This is a genomic window from Marinobacter aromaticivorans (genome assembly GCF_002806975.1).
In the GTDB taxonomy this organism is placed as follows: Bacteria; Pseudomonadota; Gammaproteobacteria; order Pseudomonadales; family Oleiphilaceae; genus Marinobacter; species Marinobacter aromaticivorans.
Window position 1 is genome coordinate 145,375 of record NZ_NIHD01000006.1, and the last position, 23,905, is coordinate 169,279.

Consider the following 23,905-nt stretch of genomic DNA (forward strand, 5'->3'; position numbering starts at 1 on the left):
CAAAGGTGGTTAGTTTACCACAGCAAAAACCCCGGCAAAGGCCGGGGTTTCAGACTGCTCACGGTCAGGCGCTTGCTGCGCCGCGGTTTAATCCTGGCCGGAGAAGGCACCAATCAGGTGCAGCAGGCTCACGAACAGGTTGTAGATGTTCAGGTACAGGCCAGTGGTTGCCATGATGTAGTTGGTTTCACCACCGTTCACGATACGGCTTGTGTCATACAGAATGAAACCGGACATCAGGAACACGATGGCCGCGCTGATCGCCAGACTGAATGCTGTGACCTCGACACCGAACATGGACGCCACAATGGAGCCCAGAGCGGCAACCAGAACAACAACCAGGCCCGCTACCAGCATGCCCCGCATGAAGCTGAAGTCCTTTTTGGTGGTCAGAACATAGCCGGACAGGGCAAAGAACACGAGTGCAGTTCCGCCAAGGGCCTGCATGATGATCTGCCCGCCATTGGCCATCTGCAGGTAGTAGAGCAGAATGGGGCCGAGGGACATACCGAGCAGGCCGGTGAACGCAAATACCACTGCAATACCGGCTGAGCTGTTAGCTGTACGTGGCAGCACCAGCCAGATCAGCGCCAAGGCGCCGAGGCTGCATACAAGGCTGGCACCCTGGCTCAGACCAATGGACATGGATACGCCTGCCATTATCGCACTGAACATCAACGTCATTGCGAGCAGGGTGTAAGTGTTGCGCAAAACCTTGGTGGCTGCCCCACTTATGGGTGCGGTAGCCGAGCCACGGGCAATCATGCCGTTGCGGTTCTGCTGAACATTGTACTGTCTGTTTTGCATTCTGATCTCCGGTTTATCCAGCTTGTTTGGTTGTTGGCGTCAGGCACAGAGCCTGATGAGCGCCAATCACCTGGAATTACACTCCATAATAATGTCGAAATCTGAACTTTCAATCATTTACGACATGAAACTGCTTCCCGGATTCCATTACATGCAGTTAATATTGAAATATGCCTGGAGTTTTATGCAGGGCGTTGACAGCACAGGCAATTCCGGTATCATGCACATCGCTGTCGCTAGGCAGCGGTGAAATCAGTAACGGGTTCAGTATTATAATCCGGAACTGAAACGGTGGGCTGGCTGAGTGGCTTAAAGCAGCGGTCTTGAAAACCGCCGACGGTTTGTAGCCGTCCCGGGGTTCGAATCCCTGGCCCACCGCCATTTTTCTCGCCAAATCAGTAGATTACGCCTTTCTCTTGATAATACCTCGCCAACGAAGCTGCCGCTGATTGTTCATTGCGGGCTTTCGAGCCAGACTTTCTTTCAGGTGTCAGGGTTTAAAACCGGCCAGATCTACCCAATCATTGTGTAATAACGTGAGATTGTGCATTTGCGCACTGTGAATCTGGAGGCAATCATGTCAGATGGTAAGGGCAATACGGCTGATACCCACGCCGTTGAGCGCCGTGACCGAAAATTCGCTGTTTCCACCAATCGCGGCAAGGCAAGCCACAAGGTGCGCTATGTCGAAGCGGGTGGAGCGGGCGTGGACATCGATGAGTGCACCTTTTGCGAGGCTATGCCCGATCTTTCTGATAACAAATCGGACAAGAACGCCAAAGAAAACGATTAGATGATTGAAAATGATGTTAAAGGTTACGACCGGGGTAGACCGCGCTTTTTTGTTCGTCAGCCAGTTTCTGACGGTCGGCCAGAGTTTCAGGCCGGTTGTCTGGTAACCGCCAGCCCTTCAGGTTTTCGTCTATCAATTGCACCAGAGCTTCTATGTGCCCGGGCGTTGCGTTCAGGGCCGTGATGTAGCTGAAACCTTCACCGCCGGCTTCCATAAAATACTCACGATTTTCTTCATCAATCTCTTCCACGGTTTCCAGGCAGTCAGAGGAAAAACCCGGGCAGAAGACATCAACGCTCTTCACGCCTTTGCCTGGCAGTGCTTGGAGTGTTTCATCGGTATAGGGTTTGAGCCATTCTTCCTTGCCGAAGCGGGATTGGAAGGTAGTGATGTAGTCATCCTTTGCAAGCCCGAGGCGCTCCGCCAGGAGCCGTGAAGTCTTGTGGCATTCGCAGTGATACGGATCCCCCTTGGTCAGGTACTTCAGAGGCACACCGTGGTACGACAGAACGAGCTTTTGATTGCGGCCATGGTCAGCCCAGTGGTTCTCTATGTGCCTGGCCATTGCTTCGATGTAGGGCGGGTAGTCGGGGTAATGGGAAATAAAACGCAGGTCGGGCAGCCAGCGGCGCTTTGAGAAGTCCCTGGCAACTGCATCGAAGGTCGATGCCGACGTTGAAGCTGAATACTGCGGATAGAGCGGTAATACTACCAGTTTTCTTACGCCCTGGTGCTGCATTTCGTCAAGCACCCGTGATATGGACGGATTGCCGTAACGCATGGCAAAACCCACCACCACATCTTGCCCGTATTTCTTTTTAAGGGCCTCCTGTATACCTTCAGCCTGCTTTGCGGTGTGGATCAGCAAGGGTGAGCCTTCCGGTTGCCAGATGCCTGCATAGGCTGCTGCGCTGCGCTTGGGGCGGATGCGCAGAATAATGCCATGCAATATCAGCCACCACAGGGGGCGGGGCAGTTCAACGACTCTCGGGTCGGAGAGAAATTCCGCAAGGTAACGTCGCAAAGCGGAAGGAGTTGGAGCGTCTGGCGTACCCAGGTTGGTGACTAACACACCAATGCGTTCCGGCTGATTGTGCCGGAAGTTCTCTGAACCTTTGTATTGCATGTGAGGGTGGATCCTGCGAGTTGGTCGTTCGAAACCGAGCTTACCGGTTGCGGGATTGCTGTTCCATTCTCGGGGCGAGGCCACTGATGTCGTATCCGGCATTGCGGGCTTTACTGAATACTTCCCGGGCCGGTGTGGTGCGGGCCGCATTTAATGCCCAGAGTACGGTGCAACGGGTACCGCTTCGGCAAAAGGCCAATACGGGTTTTTCGGAATCCCGGATCATTTCCCCGAAACGGTCCACGTCTTCGTCAGTCACATTTCCCGATTGCACGGGCATGTAAATCCAGGTCAGTCCGTTTTCCAGAGCCGCAGCCTCAATGTCGGCCATCGCCGGCTGACCGAACTCTTCCTTATCCGGGCGGTTGGCAACCAGAGTCCTGAACCCCAGTCGCGCCGCTTCCGCTACATCTTCGTAAGTAATCTGGGGTGCGACGGAAATGGTGTCATCGATTTTTCGGATATCCATCGGGTTTTGTCTCCGGGGGTCGGTAAAAACAACGCCATCATCTCATAGAAGCGTATCGGCGCGAGGGATACTATCAAAAGAAGGGAGCAAAAAAAGCCCGGCGAGAATGCCGGGCAGAGGCGTGCGAGTAGTATCCATGAAAGACTTCCAGACAAACCGGCGTCAGCAGGGACTCCGGTATAGGGAAGTATTGATCATATTCTGAACACTTCAAGCCGGCGTTGGCTCTGTTTCAAAACATTTTTTCATATAGAAAGCGCCTTTATACCGGCGCCTTTCACTGCAAGGCTTTCAGGCCGACTGAAATTGGCCGTCAGGTGTAATATAATAACCTGTTGAGAGCACTTATCCCTTCCCAGAGGTTGTTACATGTCTGATCAGAACGAAAAGAGGCCCGAAAACGATCCGCAACTGGCAGCCAAAATAAAGGATTCTGCCCGTCAGATCTGGCTTGCCGGTCTTGGAGCCTACACCAAGGCGGAAGAGGACACCGGTCGTTTTTTCGAACGCCTGGTCCAGGAAGGTGAGCAGCTTGAGAACAAAACCCGTGGTGTAGTAGAGAAGCAGATCCGTTCAGTAGAAGATCGGGTCGAGGGCGTGCGTGAGCGGGCGACGGGTACCTGGGACAGGCTTGAGCACCTGTTCGACGAGCGGGTGTCGGGTGCTTTGCGTCGTCTTGGAATTCACCGCAGGGAAGATTTCGAAGCGTTGGAGCGTAGAATTGAAGCGCTGGAGGCGGAATTGTCAGTGCTCAGGGAGAACAACCGCAGCGACGAAGAGGAATAACGGCTCAGAGGTAATCGCGGCTGATCAGTTTTGCCTGCTCACGCACATCTGGCACGAAATAGGGCACCATAAGGTGCATCATCTGGTAAACACCGCGGCCGGGGTCGACGGATTCCCGGTCATCAAGGTGCGAAAGCGTATCGAACGAGCTCCAGTAACAGGCGGTCAGGGTCAGCTGCTCGCACAGGGAATCCAGCTCTTCCGGTTCAATAGCCATCATCTCCTGTCGCCGCAGACTCTCGCAGATATTCCGGAAAGCCGCTGTTTTCTTTTTCAGAAGCCGGTTGAAGCGAACCTGTAATCGTTCATAGCGTGACAGCACGTTAACCAGATCCTGATAAAGAAATCGGTAACGCGCAACAGCTTCAAATAACAGGTGCAAAAAGAAGCTTTGCTGATCCAGGCTGATATCCACGTCTTCCGGAACTGCAAGCAGATCCAGCATTTCTGCCTCAAAGGCTGCAAACAGCTCCTCCACAATGTCACTCTTGCTTTTGAAGTGGTAATACAGGTTGCCCGGGCTTATATCCAGCTCGTCCGAAATGAGCAAGGTGGTCACATTAGGTTCGCCCAGGCTATTGAACAGGGACAGGCTGGCAATGAGGATGCGATCGCGGGTTTTAATTTTTGTCATATCGCGGGCCGCCGGTTCTCAGAGTTCAAAGGTTGCCCACACCGGGCAGTGATCGGATGGACGCTCCATAGCGCGGAATTTGTAAGAAACTCCGGCTTCGCGGGCTTTGGGCAGCAGACCGTCGCTAGCCAGGATCAGGTCGATACGCAGGCCACGCTTGGGCTCCCGCTCAAAACCCTTGCTGCGATAGTCAAACCAGCTGAATGTCTGGGCCTCGTCAGGGTGAAGGTGCCGGAATACATCTGTGAAACCCCGGTTTTCAACCTGGGCCAGCCACTCCCGCTCCTCAGGAAGGAAGGAACACTTTCCGGTGCGTAACCAGCGCTTGGCGTTGTCCGGGCCTATCCCCACATCCTTATCGGTTGGGGAAATGTTCATGTCGCCCATAATGATCACCTGCCCGTCCCGTTGGTTCAGTTCGTCGAGCCAGACCATGAGATCTGCATAAAACTTTTCTTTTGCAGGAAATTTCACCGGGTGGTTGCGGTTCTCGCCCTGGGGAAAATAACCGTTGATAACGGTGAGCTTTTGACCGTTTACGGTAAAGTGACCAGCAATCATGCGGCGCTGGGCTTCCGCATCATCTCCCGGATAGCCTTTTACAATCCCGTCCGGCTCCATGCGGGAAAGCAGTGCCACGCCATAATGCGTCTTCTGGCCGTGAAAGTGTACGTGGTAGCCCAGTTCCCGAATGGCCTCTGCAGGGAACTCTTCATCTCTTACCTTGGTTTCCTGCAGGCCGATGAAATCGGGATTACAACCCTCAACCAGTGCTTCGAGCTGGTGCATGCGGGTACGTATACTATTGACGTTAAAAGACACGAACATCATTGCTGAAAAGTCTCCGGCTTAAGTTGCCGCAGGAGTTTAACACATTGAAAGCGGCGTACTGCTTTCCCGAAGAAAGGTGTTCAGGGGGTCAGATCACATTCGGGGTAATTGCTTACGGCGTACCGGATGGTTGCGGTATGGTTCTGGCTCACATTTTCACGCACGTTGGTCAGGCCGGAATAGACGGTAAGCGCACCTTGCCGGTTGTAGCCAAGAATGATGGGGTCTACGAGCAAGCCGAGCACAAGGTTGTCTGGCCGGATTTGCACAAGATGCTCCGCGTTTAACGAAGAGGGTTGAGCAGGTTCGAGAATGAACGCGTAATCCGTACCCCGGGTGGGCGCAAGAAAACGGAATCTGATGGACTCACCACCGGTCACCCTGTTCCAATTACGCCGCACCAGGTTGTCAAACCCTGCATCCACTACCAGGTTGTCGGAAACGTCAATCCGGCTGCGCTCAATATCACCTGACGGTGGCTGCCAGACAACCGATGCGGAGCCGGCATCCGGATAGGTTACGTCAAGGGTTTCGCCGAAATCCGGTTGCCGGTAATCAACGACCGGGCGAATAGCCGACGTGCTGTAATCGAGCCTTTTTTGGGCGAAAGACGTTGTACCGTCTCCCGACCGACGGACATAAACCACACGGTGCTCAAGCGGTTCGAACACGCCGTTGGTGCATGAGCCTTCTACAGTATGCTGCTCCTCATAGAGCTCTTTTCCATTGCTGCTTTCAGCCACTCCGCTGAACTGAAACACCCCGGCAAGGGCGGGCAGGGCGAAAGCACCCAGGGCAACGCCAACCAGCACAGGACACCGGCATTGATGCATCAGGCAAGCTCCGGATAAAGTGATTTACGGACAAACAGCAATAACGGGAAGATAACCAGCCAACCGATAGCCAGGGCAATCAGTGAGGGAGCAAGCTGAGGTAATTCAACAATGCCGATTTTGCTCGCAGACCAGTAGGCGAATGGACCGGCAACCGGCGCAAACACAAAGGCCAGCCAGACTTTCCGGCTCATCCAGTTCAGTGAGTGGCTGAGCGTTGTCATGAAGATGGCCCAGATAGCCACAAGCCAGGGAGGCGTAATCAGAACTGCACCGGTGCCATCGTCCAGTACCCCGAGCCGGAACCAGAGCCCGTCCAATAAAGCACCCGCAACCGTACCCAGCCCTATGAACTGGAGTTCCGTAAACCGGTTCTGGCTTACCAGGGCGAAGTGGATTGCCAGAAAGACCAGAACCAGCAGCGGACCCAGCAGATGAGGGTAGGCTACACAGGCAAACCATCCGATCTGGAATAGTATAAAATTCAGTACATTACGGGTTGTTTCGGACGTAATCATACACTCAGTATGTTCTGTCGCTTATTGCCGGGCTTGGCGAAAACCAATTGCGACACACCGATAGCCCGCTCACTGAAACCTGCTTCGCAATAGGCAAAATAGAAGTGCCAGAGCTTGCGAAACGCCTGGTCGTACCCCATGGATTCGAGTTTTTCCCGGTTCGCCATAAAACGATCACACCAGTCGCGAAGTGTACGGGCGTAGTGAAAACCGGTGTCTTCAGCGTGGGTCAGTACAAGATTCGTCTGGTTGCACACAGATTCCAGCATCGCGCCGAAGGAGGGAATAAAACTGCCAGGGAAGATAAAGCGCTGAATGAAATCCACGTTTTTCAGGGCGCGCTGGTAGCGCTGTTCCGGCATGTTGATGGCCTGAACCAGGGCCAGGCCGTCGGGTTTTAGCAAGGTATTGATCTGGCTGAAGTAACTGTCCAGAAACTGTGGCCCAACCGCCTCGATCATCTCGATGGAGACCAGTTTGTCGAACTGGCCGGCCAGATCGCGATAATCATCAAACAGCAGGGTAATCCTGTTCTCCAGGCCTTCACGGCGCACACGTTCCTGTGCGAGCTCAAGCTGCTCCCTGGAGATGGTGGTTGTGGTTACGTGGCAGCCATAGTGTTTTGCAGCGTGTATCGCAAAACCACCCCAGCCGGTTCCGATTTCGATAACCCGGTCGCCCGGCTTCAGATCCAGTTTCCGACAAATGGTATCGAGTTTGAAAACCGCCGCTTCCTCCAGGGTTGCTTCATCACTCGGATAGATGGCGGATGAATACATCATGGTGGGGTCGAGAAACGTCTCGAACAGGTCATTACCCAGATCGTAGTGGGCGCTGATGTTCTTCCGCGAACCGTCTCTGGTATTCCGGTTCAGCCAGTGCAGTGCTTTAAGCGCAGGCCTGGTTACCCAACTGAACCGGTCTTCGAACTGGTTCATGCGCTCCACATTGCGGGTAAAGAATCGCAACAGGGCAACCAGATCCGGGGACGACCAGTCGCCGGCAACAAAGGCCTCCGCCGCGCCGACGCTGCCCCCGGTGAGCAAATCCCGCCAGGTGCTCGGGTGATGAACAACAAGCTCGGCAACCTTATGACTACTGTTCCCGTCACCAAATACCAGATCGCTCATGCCATGTTCGCGAATGGTCAGAGTTCCTTCGCCGAGTTGTTTCAACTGCTGGATAACCAGGCCTCGTGCGATCCGGCTTGTTAAGGACGCGCTCTGTTGTGGCTTGACAATACCGTTGGCCGATGTATTCAGGTTCTCCATGAGCTTACTTTTCCTCGAGTCTTGTTTGGGTCGTCTGCACTGGTTACATCCGCGCCCTTATCTCCGGCTCCCAGACCATGGGCCGGGTCGTTTTCAGAAAGCTTGTCAGGATGGGTGTAGAACGGAGCTCCCTTGAGCTTCAACTTCAGTGCGTGCCAGTAAATGCCAGCCGCCACCTTCAGTGCTTCTGCCGGGAACTGGCGCAGGCTTCTATGGAGTGTTTTACGCGTGAGAGGGGTTCTCTGGACTACCAGTGTGGCATCAAAATGTTTTTTCCCTTCCTCCAGCACGTTCATATGGATTCGCAACTCCGGACCCCGGAAGCTGAATGTCCACTCGTAGTGCTGCGCCATGGCATTGAAGGGGGAAACATGAAAACGCTTTCGGAAGCTGAACTGCTCCGTGCGCCAGCCTGCTGAATTGGCCTTTCTGTTGGTGGTTTCCAGACAGTAGACGTGACGTTCATGCCAGGGCGTGTTGGTAATCTGGGCAACAATGACGGCAGGTACGTCACCCGCCGCGCCACTCTCACCAGCGCGGTAACAAAAGTAAAAACTGACAGGGTTAAATACGTAGCCCGCATATCGGGGGTGGGTTATCAGCTCAACGGTGCCGTCCGGGTACCAGCCTGTGGCGGATTTAACCTGCTCGCGCACGGCACGGGACAGGTCACCCGCCTCTGGCCGAAAGTAGTCCTTGCGCTTCAGGGACAACCAGTTGAAACGTTCCAGGGAAAAAAACGGGCTTATGCTGGTAACCTGATGCCACTCGTCTGTATCCAGCGCCAGCATCCCCGTGTGGTATTCAAACTCGTGTTTGACGGGATAAAGCCGACGATGCCGGATGCTACCCTGTAACCATTGAGTATCCATGTTCAGAACTCCACACCGAGGTCGCGGGTTACCCTGAGAGCGCTGCGTACGCCATCTTCATGGAACCCGTTGAACCAGTAGGCTCCGCAATAATGCGTGCGGTTCCTGTTGCCAATCTCTGAATAACGCTCCTGGGCTTCCACCGCGTCAAGTGTGAACACGGGGTGGGAATAATTAAAGCGCTTGATTACCTTGTCCGGGGCGATGTCCTGGCTGCGATTCAGGGTTACACAAAAGGTCTCCGGCGCATTCAGGAAGTTCTGCAGAATGTTCATGTTGTAAGTAACCGAAACCGGCTCGGTGCTGTGCCCGGGAATAAAATAGTTCCAGGCGGCCCAGGCTCTGCGGTTTTCCGGCAGCAGGCTGCTGTCGGTATGCAATACAACGTCGTTTTTCTGATAAGGAATGGCACCGAGAATAGCGCGCTCCCTGTCGCTCGGGTCCGTCAGCATGGCCAGTGCCTGATCGCTGTGGCAACCGAAGATTACCTGATCAAACTCATGGGTCTGGCCCTGTGCAATAACCGTTACACCCGTTGCATTGCGGGTAACTGCCTCAACGGGAGTGTTGAGGTTCGTGCGCTCGCCCAGGCGCTCCATCATGGCCTTAACATACTGGGCGGAACCGCCGGAAATGACCCGCCACGTAGGGCGGTCATCAACTGACAGCATGCCGTGGTTATTGAAAAACTGCAGAAAAAAACGGATTGGAAACTGTTCCAGCACGATTTCCGGCGCCGACCATATAGCAGCCCCCATCGGAACAATGTAGTAGTTCCTGAAATACCGGGAATAGCCGTTGCGGTTCAGGTATTCACCAAGGGTCTCCGTGCTCCGGATTATACCGGCCGCCATGTCCGCCCGGGTTTCCTTGTTGAACCTCAGGATCTCCCGGACCATATTCAGAAAACGCAGGTTGAACAGGTTCCTGCGCTGGGCGAAAAGGGTATTCAGGCTGGTGCCGTTGTACTGCAGACCGGTGGTCTTGCAGTCCACGCTGAAGCTCATGTCACTGACTTCCGAAGGCACACCTAACCGCTCCATCAGGCGCATGAAGTTGGGGTATGTCCAGTCGTTGAATACAATAAATCCGGTGTTTACTGGCCAGGTTCGCCCGCCAGACTCCACGTATTCGGTATTGGTGTGCCCGCCTGCGTAGTTGCCGGCCTCGAAGAGTTGTACATCGTATTTTTCAGCGAGAAGCCATGCTGCGGTGAGGCCGGATACTCCGGCGCCAATCACAGCAATACGCTGACGATCATTGGTCATTCTCAGGATTCCTGTTCACTGGGGCGTTTACGGGCCATGGAGGCAGCCATGTGATCTATAACGGGCTGGGGCAGGGCGCCGAGGCACTTCAGTACCCATGTAAAGCGTTTCGGAAAGGCAATGTCGTTATGCCCCCTGGCCAGCCCGCTAATGATGCGTTCAGCGGCGTTTTCGGCGGTTACCAGAAACGGCATGGGGAAGTCATTGCGATCAGTAAGCGGCGTTTTCACAAAGCCGGGGGAAACCAGCACCACATCAATGCCTTCGGCAGCCAGATCCGCCCGTAAGCTGTGTGCAAAATAGGCCAGAGCCGCTTTTGAGGCGCCGTAGCCCTCGGCGCGGGCAAAGGGAAACCACCAGGCAGAGGAGCCCACAATCACAAGTGTCGCAGGCAGGCCGCTGGCACGGGTGCGCCGCAATGCTGGCAGGGCTATCTCGACGCAGCGGGCGGTACCGATTACGTTGGTTTTGATGTTATTTTCTATGACATCACTGGTGTAATCGGCAATCTCCAGGTACTCACATGTGCCAGCATTCAGAATAGCCATATTGAGGCTGCCGTACGCTTCCAGAGCAGGCGCAATGGACAGCAGATCCTCCTTACAGGTCGTGTCTGCTACCGCCGGCTTGATACGTTCCGGCGCCAGCTGCGCCAACCGTTCAAGGGGTTCAGGCCTGCGCCCGGTAATCAGCAGCCTGTGCCCACCACGAACCAGAGCGCGGGTGACGGATTCGCCAATGCCTGAGCCGGCGCCGGTAATCCAGACATTGGATACGGTGTCGAGGCGCCTGCTCATCCTGCGTAACCCTTTACCCAGCGGATAACGCCACCAATCACCGGCAGGTTCTCGTAAAGCAGTTGGCCGGCATCGAAATAATCCCTGTGATAACAGATCTTGCCGGCTTCAATCTCAAGATGACTTATGCCTGCTACCTGTATTTCCCGGCCACCCCGAATGCGCTTGTGCCGCAGGTGCATCAACCATGGAATGGTTGCAAACCGCCCCTGAACTACCGAATCGTCAAACTCAAAACGGCAGGAAATAACGTTAGCGTAAGCGCCCGCAAAATAGTGATTCAACGCATCAATGCCCTCCACAGAACCCAGCGGGTCAATAAATCTTATGTCGCCACTGTAAACTGTCGGCAACTTGCCCAGATTGCCTTTATCCAACTGGTTAAACAGTACCCGGAATTCTTCCAGTACTGCTGGCACCGGGGAATCCCGATGGCCTACTTCAATCGCCGGAGCAGAGTTCATGATTGCTCCCTCCTTTTCTGATCGCGTTCACGGGTTTCCTGCTGGATATGCATGGGAATGGGGTTCATGTCCCAGATTATGCCCAGTTTCGACAACACCCAAAGGCCATACCAGGTCATATCGATTTCGTACCAGCGAAACCCCTGGCGCACAGACTGGGGCCAGCGGTGGTGGTTGTTATGCCAGCCCTCGCCAAGGGTCAGGAGGGCGAGCCAGAAATTGTTGCGGCTGTCGTCGGAGGTCTCGAAGCGACGCTTACCCCATACATGGGAGAGTGAATTGATGGACACGGTGGCGTGAAACAGCGCTACGGTGGATATGAAGAAGCCCCAAACCAGCATCTGTAAACCATTGGTGCCAAGGCCCGGCGCCCATTTTGCCAGCGCTTCACCGAGGCCGAATATGAGAAGGGCTGCCGCTGCCGGTACCAGAGCATCAAAGCGATTGATAAGCCTGAGTTCCGGAAATTTCAGCCAGTCGCGGATTCGCCGCTCGTCGGTGACAAAGCCGGCATCACAGGTAAACCAGCCCATGTGGGACCACCAGAAACCACCCTGGTGGGGCGAGTGCAAATCCTGTTCGCGGTCGGAGTGCTGGTGATGGTGCCGATGATGGGCAGCCCACCATAAGGGCCCGCGCTGGGCAGCACTGGCGCCAAGAATGGCGAACACAAACTGGGCCGGACGGCTGGTTTTGAATGTCTTGTGCGCAAAATACCGATGATAGAATCCGGTGATGGCAAACATCCGCACGACGAAAAATAACACCGCAAACCCGGCTGCAAATGCGCTGACTCCTGTGAAGAAGGCCAGGAAACAGGCCAGGTGCAGCGCCAGAAACGGAATAACCCGCACAATATTGAAGGAACGGGAGGAAACATCAATGTGATCCGAACCTGCCTCGGAATCGAACCACCTGAGGATGTTAATAAATACGGTTTGCACTCGGGTCATACCCTGATTGCCCTTTTTTCTCTGAATTGAACCTGAACAGCGCGGTAACTGGAATTTCCGGGCCCTGCCGCTTGATGGTTTGTACGCTTTGACCACAGCATCTGGATGCACCACAAATCATGTTTAATGAGTCGATTAAGTCACCGGTTATACGCCGCATTGCAATTGTTGGTTCAGGTCTTGCTGGCCTGACTGCAGCTATTTTGCTCAAACAGCAAGGGCATGATGTAACGGTATTTGAAAAAAGCCGCGGACCTGGTGGAAGGCTGGCCGCAAAGCGGATTAAAGGAGGCTCTGTGGACATAGGCGCCCAGTACTTCACCTCACGCAACCCGGATTTTCTTCCCTTCCTGACCGAGTTTGCCGGGCCGGAGAGCTTCGCCGTCTGGGAGGGCCAATTCGGCTTTCAGGATAAAGAAACCCGGTGGCACGCATTTCCCGAGGAGTTGCGTTACGTCGGCACGCCCAGAATGACCGCGGTTTCCCGAGCGCTGTCTGCACATGTGAAGGTGGTTGCGGAAACCCGTATTGAACGCATGACACAAACCGGAAATCGCTGGATTCTCAAAGACACCAGCGGTGTGCAAACAGGAGAGTTTGATCAGGTTATTATCACGGCGCCACCCGCCCAGGCCAGAGAACTCCTTGCCCAAAGCCATCTGCCCCAACTGGCAACCCGGCTTGATGATGCCGTAAACCGTGTATTGCCTTGCTGGGCTGTTGCGGCCCACTTTGAAGCGAATCCCTGGCCACGCCATGAGGGGATGCGGTGTGACCATCCTGTGCTTTTCTGGGTAGCCAACAATTCCAGCAAGCCCGGCCGGGAGCCCTCAGGACCGGGCGGGAAAGGCGTCTGGTGGGTGCTTCATGCGACCCCGGAGTGGACACAGAACCATGCTGACGCTTCGCCTGCGCAGGTGGAAAAGGAGCTTGTTGCTGCTTTCAGGGACCTGACCGGTACCGGGGTAGGCGTTACCGATACGGTGGACCATCGCTGGCTGTATGCGCGCTGCGAGGGTGGTGACAATCCAGGTTACCTGTGGTTTCCGAAGCAGAGCATCGGCCTTGCCGGCGACTGGCTCAGTGGGGGCCGGGTTGAAGGCGCCTTTGACAGCGCCTGCAGCCTGGTAGCCGCGTGCAGTGAAGATAACGGTTAGTTGGTGATTCCCGGTGCAAGGTCCCGGGCGTTTTCCGGGCGGGTATAAAAGTGGGTAATGGTTCCGTCGCTGAATTTGCTGAAAAAGGCACTGACATCGGTAATCTTTTTCAGTGAGCGCTTGCGGTTGACCGGATCCCTGAGCAGCACTTTGATTCCGTTGAAATTGTCCTGGATGTTGGAGAAGCGGGCGTGCATGGAGCAGGTAACCACATGGGCGGGGTTCAGTTCCATGGCCTCCGCCAGCCAGGCGCTATGGCTGGCAATGGCACTGGCGGACAAATCTTCCCGTGTATCCAGATGGTTCAGTTTTATCCGATTAACGATGCAGAAGGAAAAACTTTCCGGGCGTTGGCGGGCAACTTTCCGGAAGGCTTCCCAGAAAAAGTTATCGGTGAGTTCCGCAAAGTAACGCATGTTGCTCAGGCAGGTGTCTATCCAGGCAAAATTCTCCGGGTCTTCCAGAACTTCGTTGATCGCCTCGCGCAGCAGCCAGTCAAACCCCAGCGCTGTTTTGTGGGCGTAAACCTTGCGGTACATCTGGTAGCGGCTGTATACGAAATCTTCCAGTGCTCCCAGGCCTTTCTGGGTGATTGCCAGCCCCAGCCAGGGCTCGGATTTATCCCAGCCAAAGCGCAGGTTGCTGAGAAGGTGGTCCAGGTTGAACCCCCCGATGGTGACCGATGAGTGAAAGCCATCCCTGAGCATGTAGTCGGCCCGGTCAGCATCAATTTCCCCTGAAACAATTGACGACAGCAGGTCCAGAACCAGCCGTGGGATGTTTTCGCTGATCACTGATCCTGCTTCCGCATCACCGCCTGCAATAAAACCCCAGAAGGTGCGGGCATGGAGGCAGAAGGCTTCGCTCGGTGTTACGGTGGTGGTCTCCATAATGCCGATAACATCCTGTTTGTGCAGCCCGGCGCTCTCCAGATCCACGGCAGACAAAACTTCGTGGGCAACACGAACCGAATAGTGTTCATGCTCAAGTTCTTCGGGTTCTTCCGTGTGGTAGGCAGAATAATCAATGCCTTCCCATAAATCGGCAAAGCGCCCCGGTCGCCTCATGAGATCGCCAATGCGCTGCGCCTTGGTGAATTGGTGGGAGAAGCTGGAGTGTCCGCTGTCATGAAGCAAGCAGCCGAGACGTATGATTTTTGCCAGGTAATCGATGGCGTCCAGCTGGCTCAGGCTCAGGTCGGTATTGTCGCTGAGCTGGCGTTCACGCAGGTAGGCGTCAATCATGGAGCGGAACATGCGCGTGCCTACGTACATCACACCGATGCTGTGCAGGAAACGGGAATGCGTTGCACCCGGAAAAACCAGGCTGAGAATGTCGTTCTGGCAGATGTTGCGCAGGCGCTGAAAAAGCGGGTGGTCAATCACCTGCACTTCATGGCGGTATAACGGAATTGCGCCGTGAACCGGGTCCATGATCAGCTTGTCATAAGCCCCCAAGAGGTCGTTTACCGCTCTTCTCATTCGCAGGAATCTCCGGATTTCGCCATACTGGCCTTGTTATATCGCAAGGGCGTGCCAAAATAGGTTTTGAAACGCCATTTTTCGTTTATCGCTGGTAGTTTAGGGCAGCAGCCATGACCTCGCGCACCGGGCGCCTACTGATTAGAATTCTGATAATCGATGCCGACGAGACGGCTCGCTTGGAACTTGCGCGCTACCTTGAAACCAGAGGGTTTTACGTTTCTGGTTGTCGCGATCTTGCCGCCGCAAATGCAGCCATTGACGATAACATGCCCGACGTTATCTTTGCAGATCTTCCTCCCGCGCAGATAGAGAGCCTTGCAGATCGTCTTGAAGATATGGAGTCCCTTACGCCCATTGTTGCCTGTTCGGCCACCGAATGCAGCAAGCACGTTGTTGATGCGTTGCGGGCAGGCGCCGCCGATTTCGTACTCAAGCCATTTGGCAAGGACAAAAAAGCACTGGGTGATGTGATTCGCAAACTGCTTGACCGGGTTCGGGTGGGCCGCCTTAATCAGCTGTACAGGCAAGAGCTGGAAGACGCCAACCGCGATCTTCGGGACGGGATTGCCGAGTTGCGGGCAGACCAGAGTGCAGGGCGTAAAGTACAGTTACGCATGTTGCCCGAGAATGAGCGGTTCACGGGTGGGCTGTACGTGGATCACCTGATTAAGCCGTCTTTGTATCTGAGCGGGGACTTTCTGGATTATTTTGCGCTGACGGACGACAAAACGCTGGTGTACATTGCCGATGTGTCTGGTCATGGTGCCAGCTCGGCGTTCGTAACCGTGTTACTGAAAAACCTCAGTAATCGCTTGCAGCGTAACCTCCGGCGCGGCTCCAGTGACGATATTCTTTATCCGGAACGGTTCCTTGAGCGAATCAACTCGGAACTGCTCGATACCGGCCTTGGCAAACACGTTACAATTTTTGTTGGTATCATCTCTCTCAGTGAGCGTAAATTACAATACGCGGTAGGTGCGCACTTCCCGATGCCCGTGCTTTCGTTTGAGGGCGGAGAAACGGCGTTTCTGGAGGGTAGCGGCCTTCCGGTCGGGCTGTTTGAATCACCGCAGTGGGAAGTATACGAGGTGCCGCTGGACAAACCTTTTCATCTGATTCTGTTTTCGGACGGCATTCTTGAAGTCATCGACAAAAAGAGTCTTGATGAAAAGGAACAGAGACTACTTGAACTCGTATCTGGAGGTCGTCACACTGTCGCATCTCTGAGCGAGGCTCTCAATCTCGACGAGATCACAGAGTTACCGGACGATATCGGTATTGTGACGGTTACCGACACAGGTTCAGTGTCAGAAAACACGTCGTTGAAATAGTGGCAGTGTCAAACATGGCTGGTTATAAAATCCTGCAGGCTGAGAAACAGGGCATATATGTCCTGAAGTTTATTGGAGAAATCCGGCTGAATCTTTGTTGCACGCTGGACAATCTGGTTGACTCCATCACCCTGGATCCGCACTTCAAAACCGTGGTGATTGATCTCACGGAAACGGAAATCATTGATAGCACCACCCTTGGCCTGCTTGCCAAGATTGCCATGGCAGCGCAAAAGCAAAGCCATTTTTTGCCTACACTGATTTCCACCAACCCGGATATTACCCGTATCATTACCTCCATGGGATTCGACAAGATCTTTATCATTGTTCGTGAGCCTGCCTCACGAATTGAGGAGCTTGAAGAAATACCTGTTTTGAAGGCCAGCGAGCAGGACGTTCGTGACAAGGTACTGGATGCCCATAAAGTGCTCATGGGGCTGAACAAACAAAACCGCGAAGAGTTCAAGAATCTGGTGCGTGCACTGGAATGCGAAGAGCACGACTGATACGCCGCATTGGCTTTTCCAGGTCCGCAGGTTCAGACCGGATTCGATAAAAAGACGGAACAACGGTTTCAAATAAAACGGAAGAACTATGCCTGAAACAACTGTGCCCCTTGCGAACGGGGCCAACGAACCGGGGCACGACGTTGCAGTTCTGGGGGGAGGCAGCTTCGGCACTGCCATGGCAAAAGTGCTTGGCGAAAAGGGCCATCGGGTTCATTTCTGGATGCGCGATCAGGCCCAGGCGGACGAGATTCGCGCAACCGGTATTAACAGTCGCTATATGCCCGGTGTGGAGATCAGGGGTGATATACAGCCCACGACGAATCTTGCAGATGCCGTCAACAACGCGGAAATTGTGTTTGTTGCCATTCCCAGCAAGGCCTTTCGTCCCGTTATCCGCGAAAACAGCGACAAGTTCCGGGAAGGGCAAATTGTTGTCAGTTTGACCAAGGGCATCGAAGCCCACGGCTTCAAACTCATGAGCGAGATCCTTCTGGAGGAAATTCCCCGTTGTCGTACGGGTGTCCTGAGCGGGCCGAACCTGGCCAGCGAAATCGCAAACCGCGACCTCACGGCGACGGTGATCGCAGCGAAGGATCCTGATGTCCGGCGAACGGTTCAGGACTTGCTTGGCTGTGAGTACTTCCGTGTTTATGCGAACGTGGATGTGTACGGCGTAGAGCTGGCGGGCGCCCTCAAGAATATCTATGCCATAGTGGCGGGCCTGGCCTCTGCATTGAATATGGGCGAAAACGCCAAGGCCATGCTTATCACCCGGGGCCTTGCAGAAATGAGCCGTTTCGCTGTCAGCCTTGGCGCCAACCCGATGACGTTTATGGGGCTGGCCGGTGTGGGCGATTTGATTGTTACCTGCACTTCCTCCAAAAGCCGCAACTTTCGGGTAGGTTATGCCGTGGGCCAGGGCAAGAAACTGGATGACGCAGTGGCGGAACTGGGCCAGGTTGCCGAGGGCATTTACACGCTCAAGCTGGTGAAAGAAAAGGCCGAGTCTATTGGCATATACATGCCCCTTGTGCGCGGCCTTTATGAAATCCTTTACGGGGGTGCGTCTATCAGTGCGGTTATCAATAGCCTGATGATGTCAGTTCAGAACTCGGATGTGGAGTTTATTCTACCCCGGACAATTGCAGAATAACTGGACCATTCACTGGGGGGAGGTTGGCCGTGCAACTGCTTATCATGCGTCATGGTGAGGCTGGCTGGCACGCTCTGGATCAGGAGCGCACACTGACTGACGCTGGCCGGCACCAGGTTGCTGAATGTGCAGCCCAGATTGCAGCATCACCCTGGCGCCCGCGCCAGATCTGGAGCAGCCCCTATGTGCGAGCCAGGCAGACGGCAGCCATTGTTTCAGAGATCCTGAATTGTCCAATTGAAGAAAAGTCCTTTATTACGCCGGAAGACGACCCCGGAGTCTGTCTTGAGGCTTTGCTTGAAAACACATGCTCACCTTTGATGCTGGTATCCCACATGCCTCTGGTGGGCAGCCTCTCCACCTTGCTGGTTGACGGGCACCGTCGCGGCATTCCCTTTATGACTTCCCAGGCCGTTGTGCTCGACATGCCCGTGGTCGGCCCCGGCTGTGCGGACTTGAAAGCCCAGTTTTTGCCCTGATTGTCTTGATAAACAGACTTCTTTACGGAGCCCAGAGACATGAGTCAGAACCCGGAAAACCTTGTGGAGCAGGTGCAGGAAACCTCAAAGAATCTCAGCCGGCCTCCAATCGATAAATGGCATCCGGAGCTTTCCGGCGACATGGATCTTCGCATAAACCGTGAGGGACAATGGATTCATAAAGGCGAGCCTCTGGGCCGGGAAGCCATTGTCAGACTCTTCTCTACAATTCTTCGCCGGGAGGAAGACGGTGAGTATTACCTGGTAACGCCGGTGGAGAAGTGGCGCATCCAGGTGGACGACACGCCCTTGCTTGCCCACTCCTTTCAACTGGAGGGCAGTGGTGAGGGGCAAGTCATCAAATTCACAACCAATGTGGGTGAGACCATCGAAGTAGGGGACGAGCACCCACTCTCCGTTGGAAGTTACGAAGATACCGGGCAGCCCAGGCCTGTGATTCGGGTACGGCACGGCCTCGACGCACGGCTTGTAACCGCAGCTTATTACGATCTGGCGGAGCATGTGGTTGAGCAGACGGTTGATGGAAAAACGGTTTTGGGCGTATTCAGCGCGGGAAATTTTTACAAAATCGGGCCAGGCGGTTGAAAAGCATTGCCTAGCCCCCAGACATTACGGTAGAAAACGCACCAGTTGAATTGTTAAACTGTGTTTTCATGCTTGTTACGAGCCTGGCTCTCTAACGAGGCCTGGTGGTCGTCAGTCCCTCTGTGCAGTTTGGCTGTTCATGATTACTTTCGATTACCTTTAATCAAACATACAGTCATTGCGACACCCAAGGAGATCACATGGCCCAACCTCGTGTTGTCACCATCCATTACACGCTCACCAACAACCAGGGAGAAGAACTGGATTCTTCCCGCGGAGAAGGTCGTGAGCCACTGTCCTATCTGGAAGGTGCCCAGAACATCATTGGTGGACTGGAAAGTGCACTAAGCGAAAAGAACCCAGGCGATCAGGTAAAGGTTTCTGTAGAACCTGCCGAAGGCTATGGCGAAGTGAACGAAGAGCTGGTTCAGCCGGTTCCCCGTACCGCCTTTGAAGGCGTTGACACGATCGAGCCGGGGATGCAGTTCCAGGCGCAGACCCCGGGCGGCCCTCAGGTTGTGCGTGTTGTGGAAGTTAACGAAGAAACCGTCACCATTGACGCAAACCATCCGTTGGCTGGCGAAACCCTGCACTTCGACGTGGAAATTATCGAAGCGCGCGACGCCACTGATGAAGAACAGGAACACGGCCACGCTCACTAAATCGAGAGCGATGGACCAGCTTTCGGAAAGGCTCCTGCGGGAGCCTTTTTCTATGGTGAAAAGAATAACAAAGCTGTACCCGGCGTTAAACAGGCACAAAAAAATGGAGATGCAGCGTTAACCGCACCTCCATTTTTTCGCGCATCGATATAACCGGTGCGCATTGCTCAGCGCTGGCCAGTATCGCGCTTACATGTTTGGATAGTTGGGGCCACCGCCACCTTCGGGGGTTACCCAGGTAATATTCTGGGAGGGATCCTTGATATCACAGGTTTTGCAGTGAACGCAGTTCTGGGCGTTGATCTGAAACTTCTTGCCGCTACCATCTTCTGCTTCCACAACTTCGTAAACGCCTGCAGGGCAGTAACGTTGAGCAGGCTCATCGTATTTGGGCAGGTTTACTTTGATGGGAATATCGGGATCCGTCAGCTTGAGATGGATCGGCTGGTCTTCCGCGTGGTTGGTGTTGGAAATGAATACCGACGTCAGGCGGTCGAAGGTCAGCTTGTTATCAGGCTTCGGATAGGTGATTTTCTTGCATTCAGCCGCTGGCTTCAGCGTTGCATAATCCGGAGTCAGATCGCGGAAGGTAAAGGGCAGGCTGCGACCCAGTATGTTCTGTTCCAAGAAGGCGATAGCACCGCCAATGAAGTTACCGAACTTGTGCATTGCCGGCCCGAAGTTACGCTCGTCATAAAGCTCTTTATATAACCAGCTTTCTTTGAACCGATCGCCAAAGCTGGTGATCTCTTCACCCGTCTGGCCATTCTTCAAGGCTTCAAATACAGCCTCTGCGCCCAGCAAGCCTGACTTCATTGCCGTATGGGAGCCTTTGATCTTGGAGCCGTTCAGGGTGCCGGCATCACAACCGAGCAGCAGACCACCAGGGAAGCTCATCTTGGGCAGGGCGTTGAAACCACCTTTGGTAATAGCACGAGCACCGTAAGACACGCGTTTTCCACCTTCGAGGTACTTTTTTATCTCCGGGTGCAGCTTCAGGCGCTGAAATTCTCCGAACGGGCTCATGTGAGGATTGCTGTAGGAGAGGTCTGAAATAAGTCCTACATAAGCCTGACCATTCTCAAGGTGGTACAGGAAGGAGCCTCCTGTTGAACCACTCTCGTTAAGGGGCCAGCCGGTGGTGTGGATTACAAGACCCGGTTCGTGCTTCTCCGGGTCGATATCCCACAATTCCTTGATACCGATACCGTAGTGCTGGGGGTCTTTACCTTCATCAAGCTTGAAATCATTGATCAGGCGCTTGCCCAGGTGACCACGACAGCCTTCTGTAAACAGTGTGTACTTGGCACGCAATTCCATGCCCGGCATGTAGCCTTCTTTTTCAGAACCGTCGCGGGCAACACCCATGTCACCGGTAAGAATGCCTTTTACCTGACCGTCTTCCACAATGGTCTCGGCAGCAGCAAAGCCCGGATATACTTCTACACCCAGTGCTTCGGCCTGCTCGGCGAGCCAGCGGCAAAGATTGCCGAGGCTGATAATGTAATTGCCGTGGTTGTGCATGTTCCTGGGCACAAAGGCATTGGGAATTTTAGTCGCTTTTTCCTGGTTTCTGAGCAGGAAAATATCATCACGGGTGACGGGAGTATTCAGCGGGGCGCCTTTCTCTTTCCAGTCCGGGAAAAGTTCGTTAAGTGCAGTGGGCTCGAATACGGTACCGGCCAGAATGTGAGCGCCGATCTCGGAACCTTTTTCCACTACGCATACCGTTAGTTCTTCGCCGGCCTCCTGTGCCAGCTGCATAACCCGGCAAGCAGCCGACAGTCCGGCAGGGCCGCCGCCGACGATAAGAACATCAAATTCCATCGATTCGCGTTCCACGTTGGTCTCCTCAAACATCTACAGTGGATATTATATGCCCGCAGGCTTTAATTACTTGAGCGTTATCATACCGGTTTATGCATTCCGACACGACTGCCTGCAGCCGGATACTCCCGTTTTTTACGGCCAAAGGATAACGTATTTGACGAATCAAACAAACGTTTGTTTGAAAGTTGAGCGGAGCTTTGGCATGGTAGATTTGTACTGTAATTCAGTGCGCTGGGCCTGTTATTCGCTGAATCAATGCGGCGTGCAGCCGTTGTATCATTGGCTGATTGGCTCAGGAAACACCCATGGCGCGTCCAACTGGACTATTGACCCGCATTATCTTTGCCGTCAGTATTAGCACGCCGTGACGGATGGCCCCAGTGCGAGGCCGCTGTTTGTAACGTTCGGTCTGAATACCCATAATTCCGGTATCTCTCCGAGTCGAAGCAATCGGGAATGCTCTGTAACCCGCCCGAGAAGGGCCTGTCCTGGAGTTTTCTGATTGAGAGTCATTAACCCATTGTAGAAGAACGAGGAATCTATGAAGGTTCTGGTCGCTGTAAAACGAGTAATCGACTACAACGTAAAGGTACGCGTCAAGCCGGATAACACTGGTGTTGATCTCGCCAACGTCAAAATGGCAATGAACCCGTTCTGCGAAATCGCTGTTGAAGAAGCGGTTCGCCTGAAAGAGAAGGGTGTTGCAAACGAAATCGTAGTGGTTTCCATCGGGCCAAAAGCCAGCCAGGAGCAAATCCGTACCGCTCTGGCACTGGGCGCGGACCGTGGCATCCATATTGAAACCGATGAAGAGGTCCAGTCTCTTGAAGCGGCCAAACTGTTGAAGGCCGTTGTTGAGAAAGAAGAGCCGAAACTGGTCATTCTCGGTAAACAGTCCATCGATTCCGATAACAACCAGACAGGCCAGATGCTGGCCGCGCTGACTGGCATGGGCCAGGGCACCTTCGCTTCCGAGGTGGTTGTTGATGGCGAAAAAGTCAATGTTACCCGTGAGGTAGACGGTGGTCTTATGACCCTTTCCCTGAATCTGCCGGCGGTCGTGACCACAGACCTGCGTCTGAACGAGCCGCGCTATGCGTCTTTGCCCAACATCATGAAGGCCAAGAAGAAGCCGCTCGATACCATGAGCCCGGCGGATCTGGGTGTTGAAATTGCACCGCGCCTGACCACTTTGAAAGTTGAAGCACCGGCCGGACGCCAGGCGGGTGTGAAAGTGGCCGACGTTGCCGAGCTGGTCGATAAACTGAAGAACGAAGCGAAGGTGATCTGAATGAGCATCCTTGTAATTGCTGAACACGACAACAGCAGCCTGAAGCAGGCGACCCTGAGTGTTGTAGCGGCTGCCAAAGCCATCGGTGGTGATATTGATGTACTGGTTGCCGGTGAAAACTGTGGCGCCGTGGCAGAAGCCGCCGCCAAGGCTGACAGTGTTGCCAAGGTACTGGTAGCCGACAACGCCGCCTATGGCCATTTCCTGGGCGAGAACCTGGCTGAGCTGGTTGCCGAACTGGGTAAAGGCTACAGCCACATTCTGGCCGCTGCCGGCACCACGGGTAAGGATTTCATGCCCCGTGTTGCGGCGCTGCTGGACGTTGCCCAGGTTTCCGACATCATTCGCGTTGAATCCGAAGACACCTTCGTTCGCCCGATCTACGCCGGTAATGCCATTGCGACGGTGAAAGCCGCCGACAGCATCAAGGTTGTTACCGTGCGCCCGACCGGTTTTGATCCGGTAGCTGCGGAAGGTGGTTCTGCCTCTGTTGAGCAGGTAGACGTTGTAAAAGATGCAGGCCTGTCTTCCTTTGTCAGTGAGCAGAAAGCCGAATCCGATCGCCCTGATCTTGCCAGTGCCGATATTGTTATTTCCGGTGGCCGTGGTATGCAGAATGGCGACAACTTCAAGATGCTGGAGCAGGTTGCTGATCTGCTGGGCGCCGGCATAGGCGCTTCCCGCGCTGCGGTTGATGCCGGTTTTGTACCCAACGACATGCAGGTTGGCCAGACAGGCAAGATTGTTGCACCGCAGCTGTACATTGCAGTGGGTATCTCCGGTGCCATTCAGCATCTGGCGGGTATGTCCGATTCCAAAGTGATCGTTGCGATCAACAAGGATGAAGAAGCGCCCATCTTCCAGGTTGCCGATTACGGCCTGGTGGCGGACCTGTTTGAAGCAGTACCGCAACTTGAGGAAGAGCTGAAGAAGGTTCTGTAACTTTCTGTCAGGCAACAAAAAAGGCACCTTCGAGTGTCT

General features: G+C 54.3%; 26 protein-coding genes and 1 tRNA gene. 12 read left to right on the top strand and 15 right to left on the bottom strand.

The window, feature by feature from the left end:
* Positions 1–87: 87 nt before the first annotated feature.
* Entirely contained in the window at positions 88–807 is a 720-nt protein-coding gene (locus tag CDH48_RS10650) for a Bax inhibitor-1/YccA family protein (RefSeq protein WP_100688719.1), read from the bottom strand.
* Positions 808–1,097: 290 nt separating this feature from the next.
* Between CDH48_RS10650 and CDH48_RS10660 the strand changes: the two genes are divergently transcribed.
* Positions 1,098–1,188, top strand: a tRNA-Ser gene (locus CDH48_RS10660).
* A 196-nt stretch (positions 1,189–1,384) separates the two neighbouring features.
* Positions 1,385–1,600 (top strand): hypothetical protein, encoded by a 216-nt coding sequence (locus tag CDH48_RS10665; protein ID WP_100688721.1) that lies wholly within the window; start codon positions 1,385–1,387, stop codon positions 1,598–1,600.
* Positions 1,601–1,616: 16 nt separating this feature from the next.
* Here CDH48_RS10665 and hemH read toward each other — a convergent pair whose 3' ends face one another.
* Positions 1,617–2,726, bottom strand: a complete 1,110-nt coding sequence (gene hemH, locus CDH48_RS10670; RefSeq protein ID WP_100688722.1) for a ferrochelatase — start codon at positions 2,724–2,726, stop codon at positions 1,617–1,619.
* A 40-nt stretch (positions 2,727–2,766) separates the two neighbouring features.
* Positions 2,767–3,195, bottom strand: a complete 429-nt coding sequence (locus CDH48_RS10675) for a TIGR01244 family sulfur transferase (RefSeq protein WP_100688723.1) — start codon at positions 3,193–3,195, stop codon at positions 2,767–2,769.
* Positions 3,196–3,564: 369 nt separating this feature from the next.
* Here CDH48_RS10675 and CDH48_RS10680 point away from each other — a divergent pair, with 369 nt between their 5' ends.
* On the top strand, positions 3,565–3,981 hold the full coding sequence (locus tag CDH48_RS10680; protein WP_100688724.1) for a phasin family protein: 417 nt from the start codon (positions 3,565–3,567) through the stop codon (positions 3,979–3,981).
* Between the two features lie 4 nt (positions 3,982–3,985).
* On the opposite strand, the gene CDH48_RS10685 is transcribed toward CDH48_RS10680, so the two are convergent.
* The 10 genes from CDH48_RS10685 to CDH48_RS10730 form a co-directional block, all read right to left on the bottom strand.
* The gene (locus CDH48_RS10685) at positions 3,986–4,615 is read right to left on the bottom strand and encodes a TetR/AcrR family transcriptional regulator (RefSeq protein ID WP_100688725.1); all 630 of its coding nucleotides are present in this window, start codon (positions 4,613–4,615) and stop codon (positions 3,986–3,988) included.
* Between the two features lie 18 nt (positions 4,616–4,633).
* Positions 4,634–5,446, bottom strand: a complete 813-nt coding sequence (gene xthA / locus CDH48_RS10690; RefSeq protein ID WP_100688726.1) for an exodeoxyribonuclease III — start codon at positions 5,444–5,446, stop codon at positions 4,634–4,636.
* Positions 5,447–5,526: 80 nt separating this feature from the next.
* A complete protein-coding gene (locus CDH48_RS10695) occupies positions 5,527–6,279 on the bottom strand; it encodes a hypothetical protein (RefSeq protein WP_100688727.1) in 753 nt (250 codons plus the stop codon).
* Positions 6,279–6,797 (bottom strand): DUF2878 domain-containing protein, encoded by a 519-nt coding sequence (locus CDH48_RS10700; RefSeq protein WP_100688728.1) that lies wholly within the window; start codon positions 6,795–6,797, stop codon positions 6,279–6,281. Before CDH48_RS10700 ends, CDH48_RS10695 begins: the two co-directional genes overlap by 1 nt.
* Positions 6,794–8,068 carry an SAM-dependent methyltransferase gene (locus CDH48_RS10705; protein ID WP_100688729.1) on the bottom strand — a complete coding sequence of 425 codons (1,275 nt, stop codon included), beginning with the start codon at positions 8,066–8,068 and terminating at the stop codon, positions 6,794–6,796. Before CDH48_RS10705 ends, CDH48_RS10700 begins: the two co-directional genes overlap by 4 nt.
* Positions 8,056–8,940 (bottom strand): DUF1365 domain-containing protein, encoded by an 885-nt coding sequence (locus tag CDH48_RS10710; RefSeq protein WP_100688730.1) that lies wholly within the window; start codon positions 8,938–8,940, stop codon positions 8,056–8,058. Before CDH48_RS10710 ends, CDH48_RS10705 begins: the two co-directional genes overlap by 13 nt.
* A gap of 2 nt (positions 8,941–8,942) precedes the next feature.
* On the bottom strand, positions 8,943–10,208 hold the full coding sequence (locus CDH48_RS10715) for an NAD(P)/FAD-dependent oxidoreductase (RefSeq protein ID WP_100688731.1): 1,266 nt from the start codon (positions 10,206–10,208) through the stop codon (positions 8,943–8,945).
* A gap of 2 nt (positions 10,209–10,210) precedes the next feature.
* Complete coding sequence (locus CDH48_RS10720) at positions 10,211–11,005, bottom strand: SDR family NAD(P)-dependent oxidoreductase (protein ID WP_100688732.1); 795 nt, start codon at positions 11,003–11,005, stop codon at positions 10,211–10,213.
* Positions 11,002–11,469 (bottom strand): nuclear transport factor 2 family protein, encoded by a 468-nt coding sequence (locus tag CDH48_RS10725; RefSeq protein WP_100688733.1) that lies wholly within the window; start codon positions 11,467–11,469, stop codon positions 11,002–11,004. Before CDH48_RS10725 ends, CDH48_RS10720 begins: the two co-directional genes overlap by 4 nt.
* A complete protein-coding gene (locus CDH48_RS10730) occupies positions 11,466–12,422 on the bottom strand; it encodes an acyl-CoA desaturase (protein ID WP_100688829.1) in 957 nt (318 codons plus the stop codon). The genes CDH48_RS10725 and CDH48_RS10730 overlap by 4 nt, the downstream gene beginning before the upstream one ends.
* Positions 12,423–12,541: 119 nt before the next feature.
* Between CDH48_RS10730 and CDH48_RS10735 the strand changes: the two genes are divergently transcribed.
* Entirely contained in the window at positions 12,542–13,579 is a 1,038-nt protein-coding gene (locus CDH48_RS10735; RefSeq protein ID WP_100688734.1) for an NAD(P)/FAD-dependent oxidoreductase, read from the top strand.
* Here CDH48_RS10735 and CDH48_RS10740 read toward each other — a convergent pair.
* Positions 13,576–15,060 carry an HD domain-containing protein gene (locus tag CDH48_RS10740; RefSeq protein ID WP_100688735.1) on the bottom strand — a complete coding sequence of 495 codons (1,485 nt, stop codon included), beginning with the start codon at positions 15,058–15,060 and terminating at the stop codon, positions 13,576–13,578. The genes CDH48_RS10735 and CDH48_RS10740 overlap by 4 nt on opposite strands.
* Positions 15,061–15,173: 113 nt before the next feature.
* Here CDH48_RS10740 and CDH48_RS10745 point away from each other — a divergent pair, with 113 nt between their 5' ends.
* The 6 genes from CDH48_RS10745 (at position 15,174) to CDH48_RS10770 (ending at position 19,803) form a co-directional block, all read left to right on the top strand.
* Positions 15,174–16,394, top strand: coding sequence for a PP2C family protein-serine/threonine phosphatase (locus tag CDH48_RS10745; protein ID WP_100688736.1), 1,221 nt, complete (start codon positions 15,174–15,176; stop codon positions 16,392–16,394).
* A gap of 14 nt (positions 16,395–16,408) precedes the next feature.
* Positions 16,409–16,900, top strand: coding sequence for an STAS domain-containing protein (locus tag CDH48_RS10750; protein ID WP_100688830.1), 492 nt, complete (start codon positions 16,409–16,411; stop codon positions 16,898–16,900).
* 88 nt (positions 16,901–16,988) lie between these two features.
* Positions 16,989–18,056 (top strand): NAD(P)H-dependent glycerol-3-phosphate dehydrogenase, encoded by a 1,068-nt coding sequence (locus tag CDH48_RS10755; protein WP_100688737.1) that lies wholly within the window; start codon positions 16,989–16,991, stop codon positions 18,054–18,056.
* 29 nt (positions 18,057–18,085) lie between these two features.
* Positions 18,086–18,535, top strand: a complete 450-nt coding sequence (gene sixA, locus CDH48_RS10760; protein ID WP_100688831.1) for a phosphohistidine phosphatase SixA — start codon at positions 18,086–18,088, stop codon at positions 18,533–18,535.
* Between the two features lie 39 nt (positions 18,536–18,574).
* Entirely contained in the window at positions 18,575–19,141 is a 567-nt protein-coding gene (locus CDH48_RS10765) for a DUF1285 domain-containing protein (RefSeq protein ID WP_100688738.1), read from the top strand.
* A gap of 200 nt (positions 19,142–19,341) precedes the next feature.
* On the top strand, positions 19,342–19,803 hold the full coding sequence (locus CDH48_RS10770; protein WP_100688739.1) for an FKBP-type peptidyl-prolyl cis-trans isomerase: 462 nt from the start codon (positions 19,342–19,344) through the stop codon (positions 19,801–19,803).
* A gap of 189 nt (positions 19,804–19,992) precedes the next feature.
* Here CDH48_RS10770 and CDH48_RS10775 read toward each other — a convergent pair whose 3' ends face one another.
* Positions 19,993–21,645, bottom strand: a complete 1,653-nt coding sequence (locus CDH48_RS10775) for an electron transfer flavoprotein-ubiquinone oxidoreductase (protein WP_100688832.1) — start codon at positions 21,643–21,645, stop codon at positions 19,993–19,995.
* A 529-nt stretch (positions 21,646–22,174) separates the two neighbouring features.
* On the opposite strand from CDH48_RS10775, the gene CDH48_RS10780 reads away from it, so the two are divergent.
* Together CDH48_RS10780 and CDH48_RS10785 are read left to right on the top strand one after the other, a co-directional pair.
* Positions 22,175–22,924, top strand: a complete 750-nt coding sequence (locus tag CDH48_RS10780) for an electron transfer flavoprotein subunit beta/FixA family protein (protein ID WP_100688740.1) — start codon at positions 22,175–22,177, stop codon at positions 22,922–22,924.
* On the top strand, positions 22,925–23,866 hold the full coding sequence (locus CDH48_RS10785; protein ID WP_100688741.1) for an electron transfer flavoprotein subunit alpha/FixB family protein: 942 nt from the start codon (positions 22,925–22,927) through the stop codon (positions 23,864–23,866).
* The last annotated feature ends 39 nt before the right edge of the window (positions 23,867–23,905 follow it).

Excerpts from the sequence above, each read along its gene's own strand:
- CDH48_RS10650 (WP_100688719.1), bottom strand. The coding sequence starts at position 807 with ATGCAAAACAGACAGTACAATGTTCAGCAGAACCGCAACGGCATGATT.
- CDH48_RS10665 (WP_100688721.1), top strand. The coding sequence starts at position 1,385 with ATGTCAGATGGTAAGGGCAATACGGCTGATACCCACGCCGTTGAGCGC.
- hemH (WP_100688722.1), bottom strand. The coding sequence starts at position 2,726 with ATGCAATACAAAGGTTCAGAGAACTTCCGGCACAATCAGCCGGAACGC.
- CDH48_RS10675 (WP_100688723.1), bottom strand. The coding sequence starts at position 3,195 with ATGGATATCCGAAAAATCGATGACACCATTTCCGTCGCACCCCAGATT.
- CDH48_RS10680 (WP_100688724.1), top strand. The coding sequence starts at position 3,565 with ATGTCTGATCAGAACGAAAAGAGGCCCGAAAACGATCCGCAACTGGCA.
- CDH48_RS10685 (WP_100688725.1), bottom strand. The coding sequence starts at position 4,615 with ATGACAAAAATTAAAACCCGCGATCGCATCCTCATTGCCAGCCTGTCC.
- xthA (WP_100688726.1), bottom strand. The coding sequence starts at position 5,446 with ATGATGTTCGTGTCTTTTAACGTCAATAGTATACGTACCCGCATGCAC.
- CDH48_RS10695 (WP_100688727.1), bottom strand. The coding sequence starts at position 6,279 with ATGCATCAATGCCGGTGTCCTGTGCTGGTTGGCGTTGCCCTGGGTGCT.
- CDH48_RS10700 (WP_100688728.1), bottom strand. The coding sequence starts at position 6,797 with ATGATTACGTCCGAAACAACCCGTAATGTACTGAATTTTATACTATTC.
- CDH48_RS10705 (WP_100688729.1), bottom strand. The coding sequence starts at position 8,068 with ATGGAGAACCTGAATACATCGGCCAACGGTATTGTCAAGCCACAACAG.
- CDH48_RS10710 (WP_100688730.1), bottom strand. The coding sequence starts at position 8,940 with ATGGATACTCAATGGTTACAGGGTAGCATCCGGCATCGTCGGCTTTAT.
- CDH48_RS10715 (WP_100688731.1), bottom strand. The coding sequence starts at position 10,208 with ATGACCAATGATCGTCAGCGTATTGCTGTGATTGGCGCCGGAGTATCC.
- CDH48_RS10720 (WP_100688732.1), bottom strand. The coding sequence starts at position 11,005 with ATGAGCAGGCGCCTCGACACCGTATCCAATGTCTGGATTACCGGCGCC.
- CDH48_RS10725 (WP_100688733.1), bottom strand. The coding sequence starts at position 11,469 with ATGAACTCTGCTCCGGCGATTGAAGTAGGCCATCGGGATTCCCCGGTG.
- CDH48_RS10730 (WP_100688829.1), bottom strand. The coding sequence starts at position 12,422 with ATGACCCGAGTGCAAACCGTATTTATTAACATCCTCAGGTGGTTCGAT.
- CDH48_RS10735 (WP_100688734.1), top strand. The coding sequence starts at position 12,542 with ATGTTTAATGAGTCGATTAAGTCACCGGTTATACGCCGCATTGCAATT.
- CDH48_RS10740 (WP_100688735.1), bottom strand. The coding sequence starts at position 15,060 with ATGAGAAGAGCGGTAAACGACCTCTTGGGGGCTTATGACAAGCTGATC.
- CDH48_RS10745 (WP_100688736.1), top strand. The coding sequence starts at position 15,174 with ATGACCTCGCGCACCGGGCGCCTACTGATTAGAATTCTGATAATCGAT.
- CDH48_RS10750 (WP_100688830.1), top strand. The coding sequence starts at position 16,409 with ATGGCTGGTTATAAAATCCTGCAGGCTGAGAAACAGGGCATATATGTC.
- CDH48_RS10755 (WP_100688737.1), top strand. The coding sequence starts at position 16,989 with ATGCCTGAAACAACTGTGCCCCTTGCGAACGGGGCCAACGAACCGGGG.
- CDH48_RS10765 (WP_100688738.1), top strand. The coding sequence starts at position 18,575 with ATGAGTCAGAACCCGGAAAACCTTGTGGAGCAGGTGCAGGAAACCTCA.
- CDH48_RS10770 (WP_100688739.1), top strand. The coding sequence starts at position 19,342 with ATGGCCCAACCTCGTGTTGTCACCATCCATTACACGCTCACCAACAAC.
- CDH48_RS10780 (WP_100688740.1), top strand. The coding sequence starts at position 22,175 with ATGAAGGTTCTGGTCGCTGTAAAACGAGTAATCGACTACAACGTAAAG.
- CDH48_RS10785 (WP_100688741.1), top strand. The coding sequence starts at position 22,925 with ATGAGCATCCTTGTAATTGCTGAACACGACAACAGCAGCCTGAAGCAG.